At 57.7% G+C, this 15,890-nt stretch carries 14 protein-coding genes; 13 read left to right on the top strand and 1 reads right to left on the bottom strand.

The window, feature by feature from the left end:
- Positions 1-17: 17 nt before the first annotated feature.
- The 3 genes from PV433_RS22345 (at position 18) to PV433_RS22355 (ending at position 2,199) form a co-directional block, all read left to right on the top strand.
- Positions 18-1,073 (top strand): amidohydrolase family protein, encoded by a 1,056-nt coding sequence (locus tag PV433_RS22345; RefSeq protein ID WP_332074257.1) that lies wholly within the window; start codon positions 18-20, stop codon positions 1,071-1,073.
- A 49-nt stretch (positions 1,074-1,122) separates the two neighbouring features.
- Positions 1,123-1,479, top strand: coding sequence for a Rieske (2Fe-2S) protein (locus PV433_RS22350; protein ID WP_332074258.1), 357 nt, complete (start codon positions 1,123-1,125; stop codon positions 1,477-1,479).
- 390 nt (positions 1,480-1,869) lie between these two features.
- Complete coding sequence (locus PV433_RS22355; RefSeq protein WP_332074259.1) at positions 1,870-2,199, top strand: DUF4870 domain-containing protein; 330 nt, start codon at positions 1,870-1,872, stop codon at positions 2,197-2,199.
- Between the two features lie 93 nt (positions 2,200-2,292).
- On the opposite strand, the gene PV433_RS22360 is transcribed toward PV433_RS22355, so the two are convergent.
- Entirely contained in the window at positions 2,293-3,174 is an 882-nt protein-coding gene (locus tag PV433_RS22360) for an AraC family transcriptional regulator (protein WP_332074260.1), read from the bottom strand.
- A gap of 151 nt (positions 3,175-3,325) precedes the next feature.
- Between PV433_RS22360 and PV433_RS22365 the strand changes: the two genes are divergently transcribed.
- The 10 genes from PV433_RS22365 (at position 3,326) to PV433_RS22410 (ending at position 15,880) form a co-directional block, all read left to right on the top strand.
- Positions 3,326-5,017, top strand: a complete 1,692-nt coding sequence (locus PV433_RS22365; RefSeq protein WP_332074261.1) for a hypothetical protein — start codon at positions 3,326-3,328, stop codon at positions 5,015-5,017.
- A 47-nt stretch (positions 5,018-5,064) separates the two neighbouring features.
- Positions 5,065-6,951: a beta-N-acetylhexosaminidase gene (locus tag PV433_RS22370; RefSeq protein WP_332074262.1), complete on the top strand. Its 1,887-nt coding sequence runs from the start codon at positions 5,065-5,067 to the stop codon at positions 6,949-6,951.
- Between the two features lie 54 nt (positions 6,952-7,005).
- Complete coding sequence (locus PV433_RS22375; protein WP_332074263.1) at positions 7,006-8,136, top strand: Gfo/Idh/MocA family protein; 1,131 nt, start codon at positions 7,006-7,008, stop codon at positions 8,134-8,136.
- A gap of 70 nt (positions 8,137-8,206) precedes the next feature.
- A complete protein-coding gene (locus PV433_RS22380) occupies positions 8,207-9,100 on the top strand; it encodes a dihydrodipicolinate synthase family protein (protein ID WP_332074264.1) in 894 nt (297 codons plus the stop codon).
- A gap of 27 nt (positions 9,101-9,127) precedes the next feature.
- Positions 9,128-10,150, top strand: a complete 1,023-nt coding sequence (locus PV433_RS22385) for a zinc-dependent alcohol dehydrogenase (RefSeq protein WP_332074265.1) — start codon at positions 9,128-9,130, stop codon at positions 10,148-10,150.
- A gap of 16 nt (positions 10,151-10,166) precedes the next feature.
- Entirely contained in the window at positions 10,167-11,909 is a 1,743-nt protein-coding gene (locus PV433_RS22390) for a hypothetical protein (protein ID WP_332074266.1), read from the top strand.
- Positions 11,910-11,925: 16 nt separating this feature from the next.
- Entirely contained in the window at positions 11,926-13,026 is a 1,101-nt protein-coding gene (locus PV433_RS22395) for an alanine racemase (RefSeq protein ID WP_332074267.1), read from the top strand.
- Between the two features lie 58 nt (positions 13,027-13,084).
- On the top strand, positions 13,085-14,149 hold the full coding sequence (locus tag PV433_RS22400; protein ID WP_332074268.1) for a hypothetical protein: 1,065 nt from the start codon (positions 13,085-13,087) through the stop codon (positions 14,147-14,149).
- Positions 14,150-14,207: 58 nt separating this feature from the next.
- The gene (locus PV433_RS22405) at positions 14,208-15,509 is read left to right on the top strand and encodes a M20 family metallopeptidase (protein WP_332074269.1); all 1,302 of its coding nucleotides are present in this window, start codon (positions 14,208-14,210) and stop codon (positions 15,507-15,509) included.
- Positions 15,506-15,880: a RidA family protein gene (locus PV433_RS22410; RefSeq protein ID WP_332074270.1), complete on the top strand. Its 375-nt coding sequence runs from the start codon at positions 15,506-15,508 to the stop codon at positions 15,878-15,880. Before PV433_RS22405 ends, PV433_RS22410 begins: the two co-directional genes overlap by 4 nt.
- Positions 15,881-15,890: the final 10 nt, after the last annotated feature.

Genomic DNA, 15,890 nt, shown 5'->3' on the forward strand with positions numbered 1-15,890 from the left:
CTGGAGGCGAGGAGCGAATGACGGAAAGCTTCAAGGTCATCGACGTCGACGTCCACAATGAGCAGAACGATTCGGCGTTAGTCCCGTATTTGCCCGAGCCGTGGAAAAGCCGGGTGGCGGCCGGGGGGATCGGCTCCGTCAGTTCCGGCTATCATTCGCCGGTCGGCGTGCTGCGACGGGATGCGGTTCCTCCGGGAGGCGGCAAGGCGGGCTCCGACCCGGATTACATGATCAAGCAGCTGATCGAGCGTTATGACATGGAGTACGCGATTCTGACCGGAGTTATATACAATATCGCGGCCACCCACGACGCCGATTTCGCTGCTGCGATCTGCTCGGCCTACAACGATTTTCTGATCGCGGAATGGCTCGGCAAAAGCAAGGCGTTTAAAGGAGCGATGGCCGTATCGACGCTGGACCCGCTGCTTGCGGCCCGGGAAATCGACCGGCTCGCCGGTCATCCGGATATCGTCGAGGTAATTATCTCCAGCGCGGCGCGCATGCCGCTCGGCCAGCGGTTTTATCACCCGATCTACGAGGCGACGGAGCGAAACGGCCTGCCGCTCGCCCTTCACCCGGGAGCGGAAGGGGCGGGCAGTACGACCGCGCCGACGGCGGCCGGTTATCCTTCGCGGTATATCGAGTGGCATACGTGCCTGTCGCAGACGTTCATGACCCATCTGGTCAGCATGGTATGCGAAGGCGTCTTCGTCAAATATCCGAATCTGAAGGTGGTGCTGATCGAAGGCGGCATCGCCTGGCTGCCCGGACTGATGTGGCGGCTGGACAAAAACTACAAGGCGCTCCGCTCCCAGGTGCCGTGGCTGACGAAGCTGCCGAGCGAGTATATCCGCGAACACGTCTTCATCTCGACACAGCCGATCGAGGAGCCCGACAATCCGCAGCATTTGATCGATCTGTTCAATATGATCGATGCGGAGAATATCATCTTGTATGCGAGCGATTACCCGCATTGGGATTTCGACGCGCCTACGGAAATTTTGAAGCGGCTGAGTCCGGAGGCGAAGCGCAAAATCTTTTACGAGAACGCCAGGAAGCTGTATAGGCTGTAACCGGACGGGTGCAGGAAACCGGAAGCCTAAAAGGAGGGCGGAAGGGAGCATGGCGGTGCATTACGTGTTAGAGGCGGCCGATCTGGAGGATGGCGGACGAACGATCGTTAGCGTCGAAGGACGGGAGATCGGCGTGTACCGGATCGGCGGGCAGTTTTATGCGGTTCATAACTATTGCCCGCACCAGGGAGCCCCTCTCTGCAAAGGAGTCGTATGCGGGACGACGCTGCCGTCGGACGTGTACAAGTACGAATACGGCCGGGGCGGAGAGATTGTCCGCTGTCCGTGGCACGGCTGGGAATTCGACATCAAGACGGGCAAATCGCTTATAAGCGGGAAGGTCCGGGCCCGGACTTATAAAGTGGAGGTGAGCGAAGGGAAAGTTGGAATTGTGATCGGTAGTTGAAGGAAGGGGTCCGAACGATCACTTGCGCTCACGAGCAGAAGGCTGCCGGACGACCCGGCAGCTTTTGCTGTACGCGGACGCGCCGGGTTTTGTCGATAAAAGCGGATCGATGCAAAAAAATAATACGAATCGCTGTCGTAAAAAGAAGGAAATGAGGGAATAAACGCCAAATAATAAGTCATACACGTATCAAGGAGCCATCAAGTTGTGTATCTCGCGCGACTGCGAAGCATTCACACAACCGGCATTGGTGGAGAGGCAAGCGGAAGGAAGGTGAGCAGCCGTTGCCAGCGCGTGCAGCTCCGCTGCGCGGTCTGGAGCAAGCGCAGAACGTATAGAGGAAGCCGGCAATTTTTAATAGCTGCATCTTACAATTAGAGAGGAATGATCGTGTTGAGTACGTTTTCTAACGGTGACCAGTCGGATATTGACAAGAACAAAGGGATTGCGATTTTGGCGTACATCATTTTCTTCATCCCGCTTCTGACGGCCAAAGATTCCAAATTCGCGATGTACCATGCCAATCAGGGGCTGCTGCTGTTAATCACCGCGGTAGGCATTAACATTATCAGCACAGTCATTCCGTTTATCGGCTGGTGGATCATCGGTCCGCTCGGCAATTTGGCCGTATTCGTACTTCTTGTTCTCGGCATCATCAACGCGGCGAACGGCCAGCGCAAGCCGCTTCCTTTGATCGGCGGATTCGAAATTTTGAAATAATAAGATTTGCCGAGGCAAGATGCAAGACACCCGCTTCCGGGATGGAGGCGGGTGTTTTTTAACTCCCCGGGAATCGTGCAGGGTCCCCGGCAATCAGCCCGTATCGTGATGCTTCGCGCGAAACTCCGCAGCCGACATGCCGGCGAATTTCCGGAATAACCGGGAGAAGTAAGCGGCGTCTTCGAAGCCGAGCTTTTTGGCGATTTCCTTAATCTGCATGCTCGTCATGCGCAGCAGCTTTTTCGCTTCGGATATTTTGAGTCGGTTCACGTACTCGTTCAGCGAGTAGCCGGTATTCTGGTAGACGAGGCGGCGAAGCGTGGAGCGTGATATATGATTGCGTTCCCAGATTTGGCGCTCGTCCCAGGTCTGGTACAGGCTGCTTGCGATATCCTCCAATATTTGCAGCGTAAATTCCGGCTTGCGGCTGGGTCTGTCGCTCGTCTTCCTGCTTTCGTTCGCCAAACAAAAATCGTAGATAAGCGACTCGAGCAGCAGCGCCGCCCGGTCGGCATTGTCGGCTAGACCGCTTTCCATATAGTCGCCGATCGTTTCGATTTTGCGAACCCATTTGCTGTCCATCCCGATCCGAAACACCGTATCCGTATCCTGCAGCAGGCTGTTCTCCAGCCATTCCTGAACGCGGCTGCCCTCGAAGTACACATAATACTCGTCCCAGTCTTCCCCGGGATCCGGCCCGTAATGAAACACATCGTCCGGGTGCTCCCAGAACAGGCAGCCTGCTTCCAGCCGCTGGACAGGTCCGTCCCCCACCTGAAACGTTCCGCGTCCCTTTACGATATAAGTCAGCGCCCAGCTTTCCGGCTTCGCCCCTCTGCGCATCAAGATTCTTCCGGGCAGATGCCCGAACTGGATCGGGGTTAATCCTTTTATTTTCAGCTTGGAGCGGTCGACCTTTAAATCGATAATGCGAATGGGCAGCGGACTGATCACATAGTCCAAGAACTTGGTCACCGGTTGCCTACCCTCCCTTTCTGATCCTTGCTATTGTTATTGATATAGAGCTTTATGCTTGATGATCATACAGTGGCCGCCAGTTCCGGGGCAGGACACCCGAAGCTTCGGAAACGCCGCTGGCAGCGAACTGTACAGAAGGGGTGGCGACTTGAGCAACGCAGCAGACGGCCTTCGAGCTCTTCCGCTTGTAATCGCGGATCCGAGAAATGAACGCCATTCGATTTTTTCCGATGTGCTGGAGCCTTATTTGAACCAAATGGGAATTGCCTTTGAATTACTTGAGCAGGCCGCCGGACCGTTTAACGGAGCCGAATTGTCGCAATGGCCCCTGATCATTCTCGCCCATCCGGGCTGCTTGTCCGGTCAAACCGAGCTGGCTTCCGCGGTCGTCCAGGCTGTCGAAGCAGGCACCGGGCTTGTCAGTTTCGGCGAACAGATCGCGCCCTGGGCGCACAGCTATGCCGGAAGCGAAGCGTCGACATTCGTGGCGATCCGCGATGCGGATCATCCGATCAGCCGGCTTCACCGCCAAGGCGAAAGGCGCAGGCATTACCATCTGAATAAAGAAATCATCCCGGCGATCTCCAGCTCTGCAGCGCCGCTAGTCACGCTCGGCTCGGGGCCGCTGCTCAGCGTCGTCCAAGCGGACGGTCAAGGGCGCGTTGCTTTATGGTCGACGCTGGAATGGGGAAGGCACGATGTCCTCGGTCCGCTGTACGGGTTGGACGATCTGCTGTGGCGGTCGATCGTATGGGCGGCACGCAAGCCGTTCGTAACGCGAAGTCTGCCGCCGTTTCTGACGATGCGAATCGACGACGTATCCGGGTTCGGGCAGCTCAAAGGCGGAGCTACCGGCCTGTACTGGCTCCGCGATTGCGTCGAGCTCGGCTGGAAGCCATGGGTCGGCTTGTTCCTGGACGATCTGACTCCGGATGTGCTTGACGAGCTTCGGCCGATGCTGCGTCAGAACCAAGTGACGGCATGTCCGCACGCATTCTCTTACTGGGATTTCGGTTATTTCCGCCATACTCCGAAATATCCGGATCAGGGCTATTGGTCGGAGGCGGCCGCATGCGAGCCGTATACGGAATCCGAGGTGCTCGATCGGGTCCGGCGCGTAGAGGCATGGTATGCCAAACATCCGGATATTCCGATGTCCAAAGTGTTCGTTCCGCATTATTACGAGCTGTCGGAAGGCTACATGCCCCATCTGGCGCGCTGGGGCTGCGAATTTATCTGCTCGATGAATCCGGAGAACACCCCATACCCGGGTACGATGACGTTCGGCGGACCGTATTACAAAAAAACGACGCCTCCGACACAGACTACACCGGTGTTTTATGCCGACTGGTACCCGGCCAAAGAGGAGAAGTACCGGAAATCGCTATTCGCCAGCATTACGGAAATCCGCGACGATAACGGATACGAGTGGGCGCCTAACAATAAGGTGGACGATACGATCCAGCACGGCATCAACCAAATATCCCGGGCGCTTGACGCCCAGGTGCTGGCCCAGCTGTTCACTCACGAATCCGGTTACATCCAGTATATCAAACCTGACCACTGGAAAGCGATCATGGAAGCGATAACGGATACGTTCGCTGCAAGAGGCGTCATTCATACGACGCTGGATAATGCTATGGCCTACATGCGCGATCTTCATGAGAGCCGGCTGGTCAGTGCGGCTTGCGTTGACGGAGAACTTGAGGTCCGCTTCGAGGGGACGAGCGCAGGCGAGACGAAAATAGCCGTCTACGCTGACGATACGCTGGAGCCCGTATGGCGGGAGATCCGGCCGTTTAACGGGACGCACCGCGAGATGCTGCCGGCCGGAAAATAAGACAACTAATCATTCGGCAACGCTCATATAAGGAGAGGAGTACGTTTATGCAGCTTTATTTTCATGGGGATATCGCAGATTTGCAACAAGGAATCGACATATTGGCAGGCGAGCTCGGATTCCGCAGCGGAGCGGACGGTTTGTCCGTTCATGTAAAGCGTCACGAAGGTCCGGAACTTATCGTACACAAGGACCAGGACGGGATAACCATCTCTTATACACGCAAAATTCATTTTTTCCGGGCGGCAGGTTTGCTGGTGGAAGCGCTGCAGGACGGACGGGAGATGTTCACGATCCGCGAACGCCCCCAATTCTCGATGAACGGGCCGATGTTCGACGTGTCCCAGGGCAATTCGGTCATGAAAACCGAGACGGTCGAACGGTTTATCCGGATGATGGCTGTAATGGGGCTCGATATGTTCATGCTGTATGCGGAAGACAGCTACGACGTGAAGGAGCAGCCTTACTTCGGCTACATGAGAGGCCGGTACTCGCAGGACGAAATTCGCGAGCTGGACGATTACGCCGATATGTTCGGCATCGAGATGATTCCTTGCATACAGACGCTCAGTCATTTGAAAGACGTGCTGAAATGGAATACGTTCGCCGATATTCGCGACGATGAAGAAACGATGCTGGTCGGCGAGCCGAAAACGTACGAGTTTATCGAGCAAATGATCAAGGCGGCCGCGGCTCCCGTCCGTACGAAACGGATTCATATCGGGATGGACGAAGCGTGGAAGCTCGGTCAAGGGCATTACTTGGCGAAAAACGGTTACCGCTCGAAATTCGAAATTATGAACGAGCATCTGCACCGCGTCCTGGAGATTACCCGCCGCCTCGGCCTGGAGCCGATGATGTGGAGCGACATGTATTTCCGCGCCGGCTCCAAGACGGGCGCTTATTACGACAAAGAATGCGTTATCCCGCAATCTACGATCGACGCGATGCCGAAGGACGTACAATTCGTCTATTGGGACTACTACCATTACGACGAAGAGTTTTATGTCGATTGGATCCAGCGCCACAAATCGTTCGGCTCCACCCCCGTATTCGCAGGTGGCATCTGGAACTGGAGAGGCTTCGTCCTCAACTACGGCGCGACCATGAAGTCGACGAACGCGGCGCTGAATGCGTGCAAGAAGGAAGGCATTACCGAGATTATCGCTACGTTGTGGGGCGACGACGGAACGGAATGCGACTGGTTTTCGGCGATTCTCGGCCTCCAGCTGTTCGCCGAGCACGGCTACGCGGACGAATTGTCCGAAGAGAAGCTGCGCAAGCGGTTTGCTTTCTGCACAGGCGGCCAGTATGACGACTTCATGGACATCCGCTGGGTGGACGAAGCGCCGGGAATCGGCAAGGACAATCTGGAGACGGCCAACCCGTCGCGCGTGATGCTGTGGCAGCAGCCGATGATGGGGCTGTTCGACGCCAACTTGAACGGACGGGAGTTCGACAGCTATTATGCCGGGCTGGAGAAAAAGTTTGCGGCGATCAAGGAACGAAGCGGCGAATACCGGCCGATCTTCGATATTCTCCAGAAGCTGTGCGCCGTACTTTCGGTGAAGGCCGAGCTCGGAGTGAACCTGACGAAAGCTTACCTCGCCGGGGACAAAGAGAAGCTTAACGATTACGCGAACGTCGTCCTGCCCGATCTGATCGGCAAAGTGCGCGAGCTGCAGGCAAGCCACCGCGACCGCTGGTTCGAGGTCAACAAGGCGTTCGGCTGGGAAGTGCTCGATTTCCGCTATGGCGGGCTGATCCTCGCGCTGGAAACCTCGGCGAAGCGGATCGCGGACTATGTATCCGGCAAAGCCGCCAAGCTGGAGGAGCTGGAAGAAAAACGGCTGTTGTTCCAAGGCGTGGAAGGATTGCTCGATTGTTACTGGTATCAGTTCATTCCGACGGCGAGCCGTCTTGCCCAGCCGTAAGCCAGCCGGTTGTGTTGAATTCATACTCAAACAAGAGCGGCAGGAGGATTGTCCATGACGATCAAAGTAGGGATCGCAGGGGTACGGGGATTGAGCGCGTTGATGGGATTTCGCTCGATCCCGGATGTGGAGGTCACCGCTTTTTGCGATCTCAACGAAGATTTGCTGAACGCGACCGCCGAGAAGTACGGAATCGCGAACAAGTACCGATTATTTGAGGATATGATTCAATCCGATATCGATGCGGTCGTCATCTCCACGCCGATGCAGCACCATGTCCGCCAGTCGATCGAGGCGCTGTATGCGGGCAAGCACGTCTTGTGCGAGGTGACGGCGGGCGTGTCGATGGAGGAGCTGTGGTGGCTCATCGAGACGGTGGAGAAGAGCGGCCGCACCTATATGATGGCTGAAAACAACTGTTATTTGCCGGAAAACCGCATCATCGGCGAAATGATTCGCCGGGGGATGTTCGGCGATATCTATTACGGCGAAGGCGAATACATCCACGAGCTAAAGAAAAGAACGCTGTACCCGGATGGCACGCCGAACTGGAGAGCGTTTTGGCAGTATGGCCGAAGAGGTTCCTTTTATCCGACCCACAGCATCGGTCCGTTGATGAAATGGTTCGAAGGCGACCGGATCCGTTCGGTCATCACATGCGGTACCGGCTGGCATACGGCGCCGCAATTCCGCCAGGAGGATACGGCGGTTACGCTGTGCCAGCTCGAAAGCGGCAAGCTGCTGAAGCTGCGGGTCGACTGCATCTCGGAGCGGCCGCATAACCCGGCCTATTATTCGCTGCAGGGCACGAAGGGTTGCTACGAGGCGCCGAGAGGGATGGGCGACGATCACAAGCTGTGGCTAAACCATATGGATCCGGATACGGACAGTGCGAAATGGCGGCCGCTCCATATGTATGCGGACCTGCTGCCGGAGCGGTACAAGACGGCGACCGACGAGCAGAAAAACGCCGGGCACCGGGGCTCGGACTTTTTCCTCATCCACGATTTCGTCGATGCGGTGCGTACGGGCGGACGCCCGCCTGTAGACGTATACGAAGCGTGCGAGTGGACGGCGGTCGGCCTGTTGTCGGAGCTGTCGGTCATGAACGGCGGCCGTCCTGCGGAGATGCCGAACTTCCGTAAAAATATGCCGATGTCCGAAAAAATTACGAAAATGCTGTAGCGGAATCCGAATTCCGAAGGTGCAGTTATAGTACGAGGGCAACCATAATAACGGGGATGGAGAGATATCCATGGCGCTACAAGGCAATATTCCGGTCATACCGACACCTTTTCTGAACGGGGAGGTCGAGTATGCCGCATTCGACCGGCTTCTGGCTTACACGCTGGACTCGGTTGACGGTTATGTCGCATGCGGCAGCACGGGAGAAGCTCCTGCGCTGACCGCGCAGGAACGGATCGAGATCGTCCGGTATTTGTCCGAGCGGATGCCGGCCGGCAAAGAGCTCGTGGTCGGACTCGGTCATACGAATCTGAAAGAAGCGATCGAGCTTGGCAAAGCGGCCGCCGATTGCGGAGTGCGGGCGGCGCTCGCCCCGAGTCCGTATTATTTTCCGAATTCCTTGAAGATGGTGGCGGAATATATGACCGCCCTGGCGGAAGGAACCGGTCTGGAGCTGGTGTTCTACGACAATCCGGTAACGACCAAGACGTTGTTTTCAACCGGAGATTTGCTGCAGCTGGCAGAGGACGTTCCGTCTATTACAGCGATCAAGATGACCGATCACAACTTGGGGAAAGTGCGCGAGCTGAAAGCGCATTCCGACCTGACTGTTTTCGGCGGGGACGATATCATCTGCTTCCGCTCGTTCGAGGCGGGAGTGGACGGCAGCATGATTATAGCGCCGATCATTTTTCCCGAAGCGTTCCGCGACAGCTGGAAGGCGTATCGTTCCGGAGACCGGACGGAAAGCTACTGGATCTTCTCGCGGACGCTGCTACCCTTCATCCATATGTTCGGTCCCGGCGACGAGATTCCGACGACGAAGGCGCTGTTCCGCGAGCTCGGCCTGTTCTCCAGTGCGGAGACAAGACTGCCGCTGCTTCCCGCGGACGCCAAGCGGATCGGCGAGTTGATGCTCGGATACGAGGCGGGCAAAAACGGCCTATTGTCATTAGGCGTATAAGCGATACCGGGAAGGAGGGCGTCCAAGTTGAAAGCATTGATCTATGAAGGTCCGAAGCAGATGCGTATCCGCGAAGTCGAGCGTCCGGAGCCCGCCGAAGACGAGGTGCTGATCCGCGTGGCGTATTCCGGCATATGCGGCTCCGAACTAAGCGGCTATTTGGGGCATAATGCGCTGCGGCAGCCTCCGCTTATATTCGGCCATGAGTTTGCCGGTACGATCGAATCGATTGGAGAGCGAGCGGCGCGCCAGACGACGCTCTCGCCAGGACAACGAGTGACGGCCAATCCGCTTGTGACGTGCGGACTATGCTCGTATTGTCTCGCGGGACGCCAGCAGCTGTGCACAAGCCGCAAGCTGCTCAGCGCCGCCCTGCCGGGAAGCAATGCGGAGTGGGTTAAGCTTCCGGCCCGTTTCGTTTATCCGCTGCCGGATTCTATATCGTTCAAACAGGGGGCTCTAGCCGAGCCGCTCGCTTGCGGCGTGCGAGCGGCGGAGCTGGCCGCTCCGCGTCCCGGCGACCGGGCGATTGTCTTCGGGCTTGGCCCGATCGGGCTGTTCGTCATTCAGGCGCTGCAAGTATACGGCGTGGAGACGATCTATGCGGTAGATTTACACCGGGAGCGGCTGGACATGGCCGAGGAGCTCGGGGCGAAGCCGATCGATCCAAAAGCAGGCGACGTTGCCGCGGAGGTTCGCGCCGGGGGAGCGCTTGGGGTCGAGATCGCCGTCGATGCGGTAGGATCGGGAATTACGCGCCGACAATGCGCGGAGCTGACCGCTCCGGGAGGCAAGGTTGTATTTACGGGGCTGCACGAAGCGGAATCGCCCCTGCCGGTCAACGTAATGATTCGTAATGAAATAACGGGCTTCGGCTCTTTCGCATATTCGGCGGCCAATTTTGAGACGGCGCTGAGGCTGCTGGCCGAAGGAAAAGCCGGCTTTCCCGAGAATTGGCTGACGGAAGCCCCGCTTGAGGAAGGGGCGGTCTGGTATGAGAAACTGCTGGGCAACCCCGGCAAGGTGGCGAAAGTGCTATTAAGACCGTAATTGGAGGTAGAGGGGTATGGACGTTGTTCTGCAGGCAACCGGCAATTACCCGAGTACGGGCAACCGCGTCCTGCTGCTTGTAGTGAATACGGCGCTCGAAGCGGAGTATACCGTGTTCGAACGGACCTTGCTGCCTGCCATTCACCATTTCGGCTTTCCTTATCGATTAATCGACCTGGCCCGGGAAGGAGCGGATCCGGAGCCGCTCGCGGATGCGGCGGCAATCGTGCTGGCTCATGACGGTATCGCTTCGGCTCTCGGCGAGGCTTTATGGAAAGAGATCGTTACCGCCGTGCGCAAAGGCTGCGGAGCGTTAAGCTGGGACGGGGCGATTCACAAGGCGGAAGCTGCCGTCCGGCTGTTTTTCGGCATCGAGGATACGGTTCCGGCCGAGTTTGACGATATCCGGTTCGGCGATTCGACGCATTATGTCAGCGCTTGGCAGGAAGCGGGCGCACATTACCGCTTTCTCCGCAGCGTACCGGGTACGGCGGTAACCCGTCAGACGAATTCCTTCGAGACGATCGCCGAGGACGGGGCGGGTCGTCCGCTTGCGGCGACCGTCCGCAAAGTGTTTGTGGACGAAGGGAAGCGCTGCGCGTTTTATTTCTCGCCCCTTCTGTGGCAACGCAGCGTATTCGGCCATGCGATGGGGCTGGACGATTTGTTGTGGCGGAGCATCGTATGGGTTGCACGCAAGCCGTTTGCGGCGCTGCTGATGCCCCCGTTCGTCACATGCCGAATCGACGACGTATCCGGTTCGTACGATCATCTGGATTACGTGCGGGTGTTGAACGAGCACGGCTGGATCCCGAATCTCGGCTTGTTTCTGGAGGATCTGGACGAAGAGGATTTGAAGGCGGCGAGCCGGCTATCCCGGGAAGGGAATGCTGAGATCAGCGCCCATTCGTTCGACGAGCTGGAGCGGTGCAAGCCGGATCAGATTTACTTGAAGCACAACGGTGAAGAATACGAGCCCGAGGAGCTGGCGGAGCATTTTCAGCGTCTCGATTCGTTTTATGCGAAATGGGACATCACTCCGTCGCGTACGGTTAACATTCACTACGATGAGCTCGGATTAAACGCTCTGCCGTATTTATACAAGCGCAATCAGCCGTTTACGATGGGGCTCATTCCGTTCGGCGTCGCCTGGTCGGCGAACAGCTACAGCTGGGAGCCTTATCCGTACGGCCATCAAGGGTTCAATTACGGACCGATGGAGCCCGACCACCGATTCTGGAACGTGGTCGCCCATCATCTCGGCGGCTACAAAACACCGGATACGCATATGGGTGTGGGCGAGTTTCTCGGTTCGTGCACCGTGTTCGCAGGAGAGAACGGCCATAACGACATAAGCCGGGCGGTGGACCGGGGAGCTGCGGCGCTAAAAATCGGCGTTGGCAGCCGGTTTTTCGGAACGCTGATGACGCACGAGCAGCGGATCGCCGTCATTCCGCCGGACGAATGGCTTGCGATCGTCAGCGGGATTTCCGAGCGGCTCGCCCGCTGGCCGGAGAAACCGGTATTTGAAAGCTACGACCGGATCGCTGCTTACTGCAAAGACAAACGGAGAACGCGGATCGTATCCGCAGCGGCATCGGAATACCGTACCGAAATCCGCTTCGAGCTGGAAGGCGTGGTGGAGACGGGACTTTCCGTCGCTGTTTTTACAGACGAATCGGAAGGCTGCAGGTGCGAATGGCACGCCGTCGGGCCGTTCTCGGGCCGCCGGGAACAACTTGCTAAAATCGTTTTATAGGGAAAGAGGATACACGATGAATTCACCTACTTACGACACGCCCTGCATCATGATCGATCTGGATAAAGTAGAGCGCAACATCCGTCATATGCAGCAAATTGCGGACGATCACGGAATCGGCCTGCGGCCACATGCCAAAACCCACAAAATGCCCGAAGTGGCCCGCATGCAGATGGCGGCCGGGGCGATCGGCGTCACCGTCGCCAAACTCGGCGAGGCGGAGGTGCTGGCAAAAGCCGGAATCAGCGATATATTGATCGCCTATCCCGTTATCGGTGGGGATAAGATTAAGCGGCTTGCCGCGCTTCTGACTATGACGCATATTACCGTAGCGGTCGAAAGCATCGAAGGCGTCGAAGCCGTAGCCGAAGCCGGACGATTGGCCGAAGTCCCGGTCGACGTGCTGATCGAGATCGACAGCGGCTTCGGACGGGTCGGCCTGAATCCGGGAGAAGACGTCATCCGGCTGGCCGGCGTGATCGCTTCCCATCCGTGGCTTCGTCTGAATGGGCTGCTGACGTTCGCAGGCCAGTCGTACGATGTGCCGGATCCCGAAGCGATCCGCCTGACGGCTGAGCGGGAAGTCGGCACCTCCGTCCGGATGGCGGAGCAATTGCGCGAGGCCGGATACCCGGTTACCGTCGTCAGCGTCGGCTCGACGCCTTCAAGCTCATATGCCGCGGCGATCCCCGGGGCGACCGAGCTGCGTCCCGGCACCTACGTGTTCGGCGACCTGATGCAGGTGAAGCTGGGCGCCCACGAGCTGGAGCGCTGCGCGCTAACCGTACGAGCGACCGTCATCAGCCGCCCGGCTCCGGACCGCGCCGTCATCGACGCCGGGTCGAAAGTATTTTCCAGCGACGGGGAAGACTCGCCGCTTGGAACCGGACGCGGTTACGTGCCGGGACGTCCGGGCATCACGCTCGAGTGGCTGACCGAAGAGCACGGCATGTTGAAGCTGGCGCCGGAGGAGCAGGGGCTTGCGATCGGAGACATTCTCGATTTTATTCCGGTTCACTGCTGCGCCGTCGTGAACTTGACCGACCGGGTGGCCGTTACCCGAAACGGGCAGTTCGAATCGTTCTGGAACGTGAGCGCCAGAGGGAAAGTGCGTTAATGCGAGCGAAGGTAAGGGTGCATATTTTCCAATATATTTATAAAAGGAGCCAACCGATATGATCCATCATCAACCGGATAAGCTGATAAAAGGGGTCGCTTACCACGGCAACCGGATATTGCGCCATGTAGAAACCGATTTGCGTGATATCGTAAACCGTCACTTCAACCTGGTCGTGCATATGTTTTCCCATACCGACTGGGACCGCCACCGCCGGATTATGAAGGAAATCATTCAAATGACCGAAGGGCACGGGCTGGACGTCTGGGTCGACAACTGGGGCCTTGGCGGACCTCCGGGAGACAAATCGCATTTTCTCGCCTATTACCCGGACAGCCATCAGGTGTATTCGGACGGTTCGGTCGATCCGGTCCGCGCCTGCCTGAACAGCCCGGACTTCCGCAAGTTTACGAAGGAATGGATCGATGTGGTGCTGGATATCGGCGGCAAGAGCATATTCTGGGACGAGCCGCACCTTGCGGCCAAGTCGATGGAAAACGGCAAGCCGAAAGTATTCACGTGCGCCTGCAGCCGGTGCAAATCGTTGTTCCGGGACAAATACGGCAAAGATATGCCGGAGCAGTTCGACGAGCAGGTCGAAGAGTTCCGGATCTGGTCGGTCGTCGACTATTTCCGCGAGGTGACGGAGTACAGCAAGAAAAAGGAAATGGAAAACATCGTCTGCGTCATGCTCGGCGGTTCTTACGGCATCAATCTCGACTCGATCGAGCAGATCTGCGGACTCGATACGCTGGAGAACATCGGCTCCGATCCGTACTGGCTCGGTCAGAAAGATGTCCATCCGTACGATTTCGTGTACGAAAAAACAAAGCTCAATCTGGATGTGTGCAAAAAACACAATAAAGATCATAACATCTGGATCCAAGGGTACGCCACGCCTCCGGGACGCGAGGAAGAAATCATCTGGGCGACCGACGCCGCTTACGACGCCGGCGCACGCAAAATTCTCGTCTGGGGGTACCGGGGCTCCGAATCGAACGATTACCGCGCTACGTTCCCGGATATGGCGTGGAATGCGATCGGCGAAGGGATGAGGCGGATTACGGACCGGCATAACGACGAGATTCGCCGCAAGCGGCTGGAGCTGCTGAAGCAGAAATGATCGCATCAGACCGGTGCGGCCGCGCCAGTCGCAGCCGTACCGGGGAAGGAGGGTTTTCTTGGACAGCCGACAACTGGAACAACGCATCTCCCGGTGGGTCCGGGACAATCGATCCGCCGTTATCGGACTCGTATCGGATCTGATCCGGTACGATACCGTAAACAAGGTGACGGACGGGACGGAGAAGGAATGCCAGCGGCATATCGCCGGCGTGCTGGAGCGTCTGGGGCTCGAAACGGCGCTGTATTCGCCGGAAGAGGCGCCGGGCTTCCGAAGCCATGAGGCGTATTTTCCGGGGAAAGAATATTCGGATCGGCCCAATGTCGCCGGCATCTGGAGAGGGAAAGGAGACGGACGCTCGCTGCTGTTCTCGAGTCATGCGGATACGGCGGTCGTTGCCTCCGGCTGGTCTCGCTCGCCATGGGAGCCGTATGAGTCGGACGGCAAGCTGTACGGTCTCGGCTCGTTCGATATGAAGGGCGGATTGGCGGCCTCGATTATGGCGGTGCGATGTCTGATCGAGCTCGATATTCACCCGGGCGGCGACGTTACGATCGAATCCGTCGTGGACGAAGAGTTCGGCGGTGCGAACGGAACGCTCGCCGGCCGCCTGATGGGTTACAACGCCGATGCGGCGATCATTCCGGAGCCGACCAATCTGGCGATCTGTCCGGCAACCCGCGGCGGCGCCTTGTGGCGCGTCACGTTCCGGGGGAAGACGGGGCTGTCGTTCAGCGGAGAGACGCTCGTCAATCCATTGTTCGACGCAGGCAAGTTTCTTGTATTTCTCCAGAAGCATGAGCAGGAGCGAAGCCGGAAGCCCGGACCCGCGCCGTGGTATGCGGCCGTATCCGAGATGCCGATTATCCCGACCCGGGCCGAGGCCGGCGATATGCAGGCCGAGCTGTGCGACGTCGGTCCGGAACGATGCGATATCGACATCTGGGTGGAATGTTACCCCGGCGTGACGGAGGAGCAATTGCAGCAGGAGCTGATCGGCGGGTATACGGCGATGTTCGGCAGCGATGCGGCGATTCCTGAATTCCGCAAGGTGATCCGCTTCCTGCCGGGTTCCGAGGTCGCCCCGGAGTTTCCGCTGCTCTCCGTCCTGGAGAACGAAGCCCGAAACGTATGCGGTGAGGAGCCGGTCGTGAAGGGAGCGCCGTTTGCCTGCGACGCGTTTATGTTTAATCTGCACAGTCCGACGCCGGCCGTCATCATCGGGCCGTCAGGCGCGAATGCGCACGCGGCGGACGAATATGTCGAGATCGACTCGCTGCTCCGCCTGACGGAGCTGTACGCAAGAACGATTGCCGCCTGGTGCGGAGTATCCAACACAGACGAGGAGGATGACCGATGAGAAAAGCGGTTCGCACGCAAGACGCGTCCCCCGGGGACGGCCCTTATTCGCAAGGTATCGTATCGGGAGGGTTTATTTTCGTATCCGGCCAAGGTCCGCTCGATCTGGAAGGCCGCGTCATCGGGGAGACGATCGAGGAACAGACCGATCTTACTTTGCAAAATATAAAAGGCATTTTGGAATCGGCAGGCTGCACGATGGACGACGTTGTGAAGGTGAACGTCATTTTGGCCGATATGAACGATTTCTCCAGATTTAACGAGATGTACCGCACCCATTTCACGGAGCCGATGCCGGCTCGCACTTGTTTCGGAGGAGCGCTCGACGGAATCCTCGTGGAGATCGACGTTATCGCCAAAACCCGTGATTGACTCAAGGAAG

It is taken from the genome of Paenibacillus sp. GYB004, from assembly GCF_036577605.1.
GTDB classification, from domain to species: Bacteria; Bacillota; Bacilli; order Paenibacillales; family NBRC-103111; genus Paenibacillus_AB; species Paenibacillus_AB oceani.

Excerpts from the sequence above, each read along its gene's own strand:
- PV433_RS22380 (WP_332074264.1), top strand. The coding sequence starts at position 8,207 with ATGGCGCTACAAGGCAATATTCCGGTCATACCGACACCTTTTCTGAAC.
- PV433_RS22390 (WP_332074266.1), top strand. The coding sequence starts at position 10,167 with ATGGACGTTGTTCTGCAGGCAACCGGCAATTACCCGAGTACGGGCAAC.
- PV433_RS22370 (WP_332074262.1), top strand. The coding sequence starts at position 5,065 with ATGCAGCTTTATTTTCATGGGGATATCGCAGATTTGCAACAAGGAATC.
- PV433_RS22410 (WP_332074270.1), top strand. The coding sequence starts at position 15,506 with ATGAGAAAAGCGGTTCGCACGCAAGACGCGTCCCCCGGGGACGGCCCT.
- PV433_RS22400 (WP_332074268.1), top strand. The coding sequence starts at position 13,085 with ATGATCCATCATCAACCGGATAAGCTGATAAAAGGGGTCGCTTACCAC.
- PV433_RS22395 (WP_332074267.1), top strand. The coding sequence starts at position 11,926 with ATGAATTCACCTACTTACGACACGCCCTGCATCATGATCGATCTGGAT.
- PV433_RS22350 (WP_332074258.1), top strand. The coding sequence starts at position 1,123 with ATGGCGGTGCATTACGTGTTAGAGGCGGCCGATCTGGAGGATGGCGGA.
- PV433_RS22345 (WP_332074257.1), top strand. The coding sequence starts at position 18 with ATGACGGAAAGCTTCAAGGTCATCGACGTCGACGTCCACAATGAGCAG.
- PV433_RS22375 (WP_332074263.1), top strand. The coding sequence starts at position 7,006 with ATGACGATCAAAGTAGGGATCGCAGGGGTACGGGGATTGAGCGCGTTG.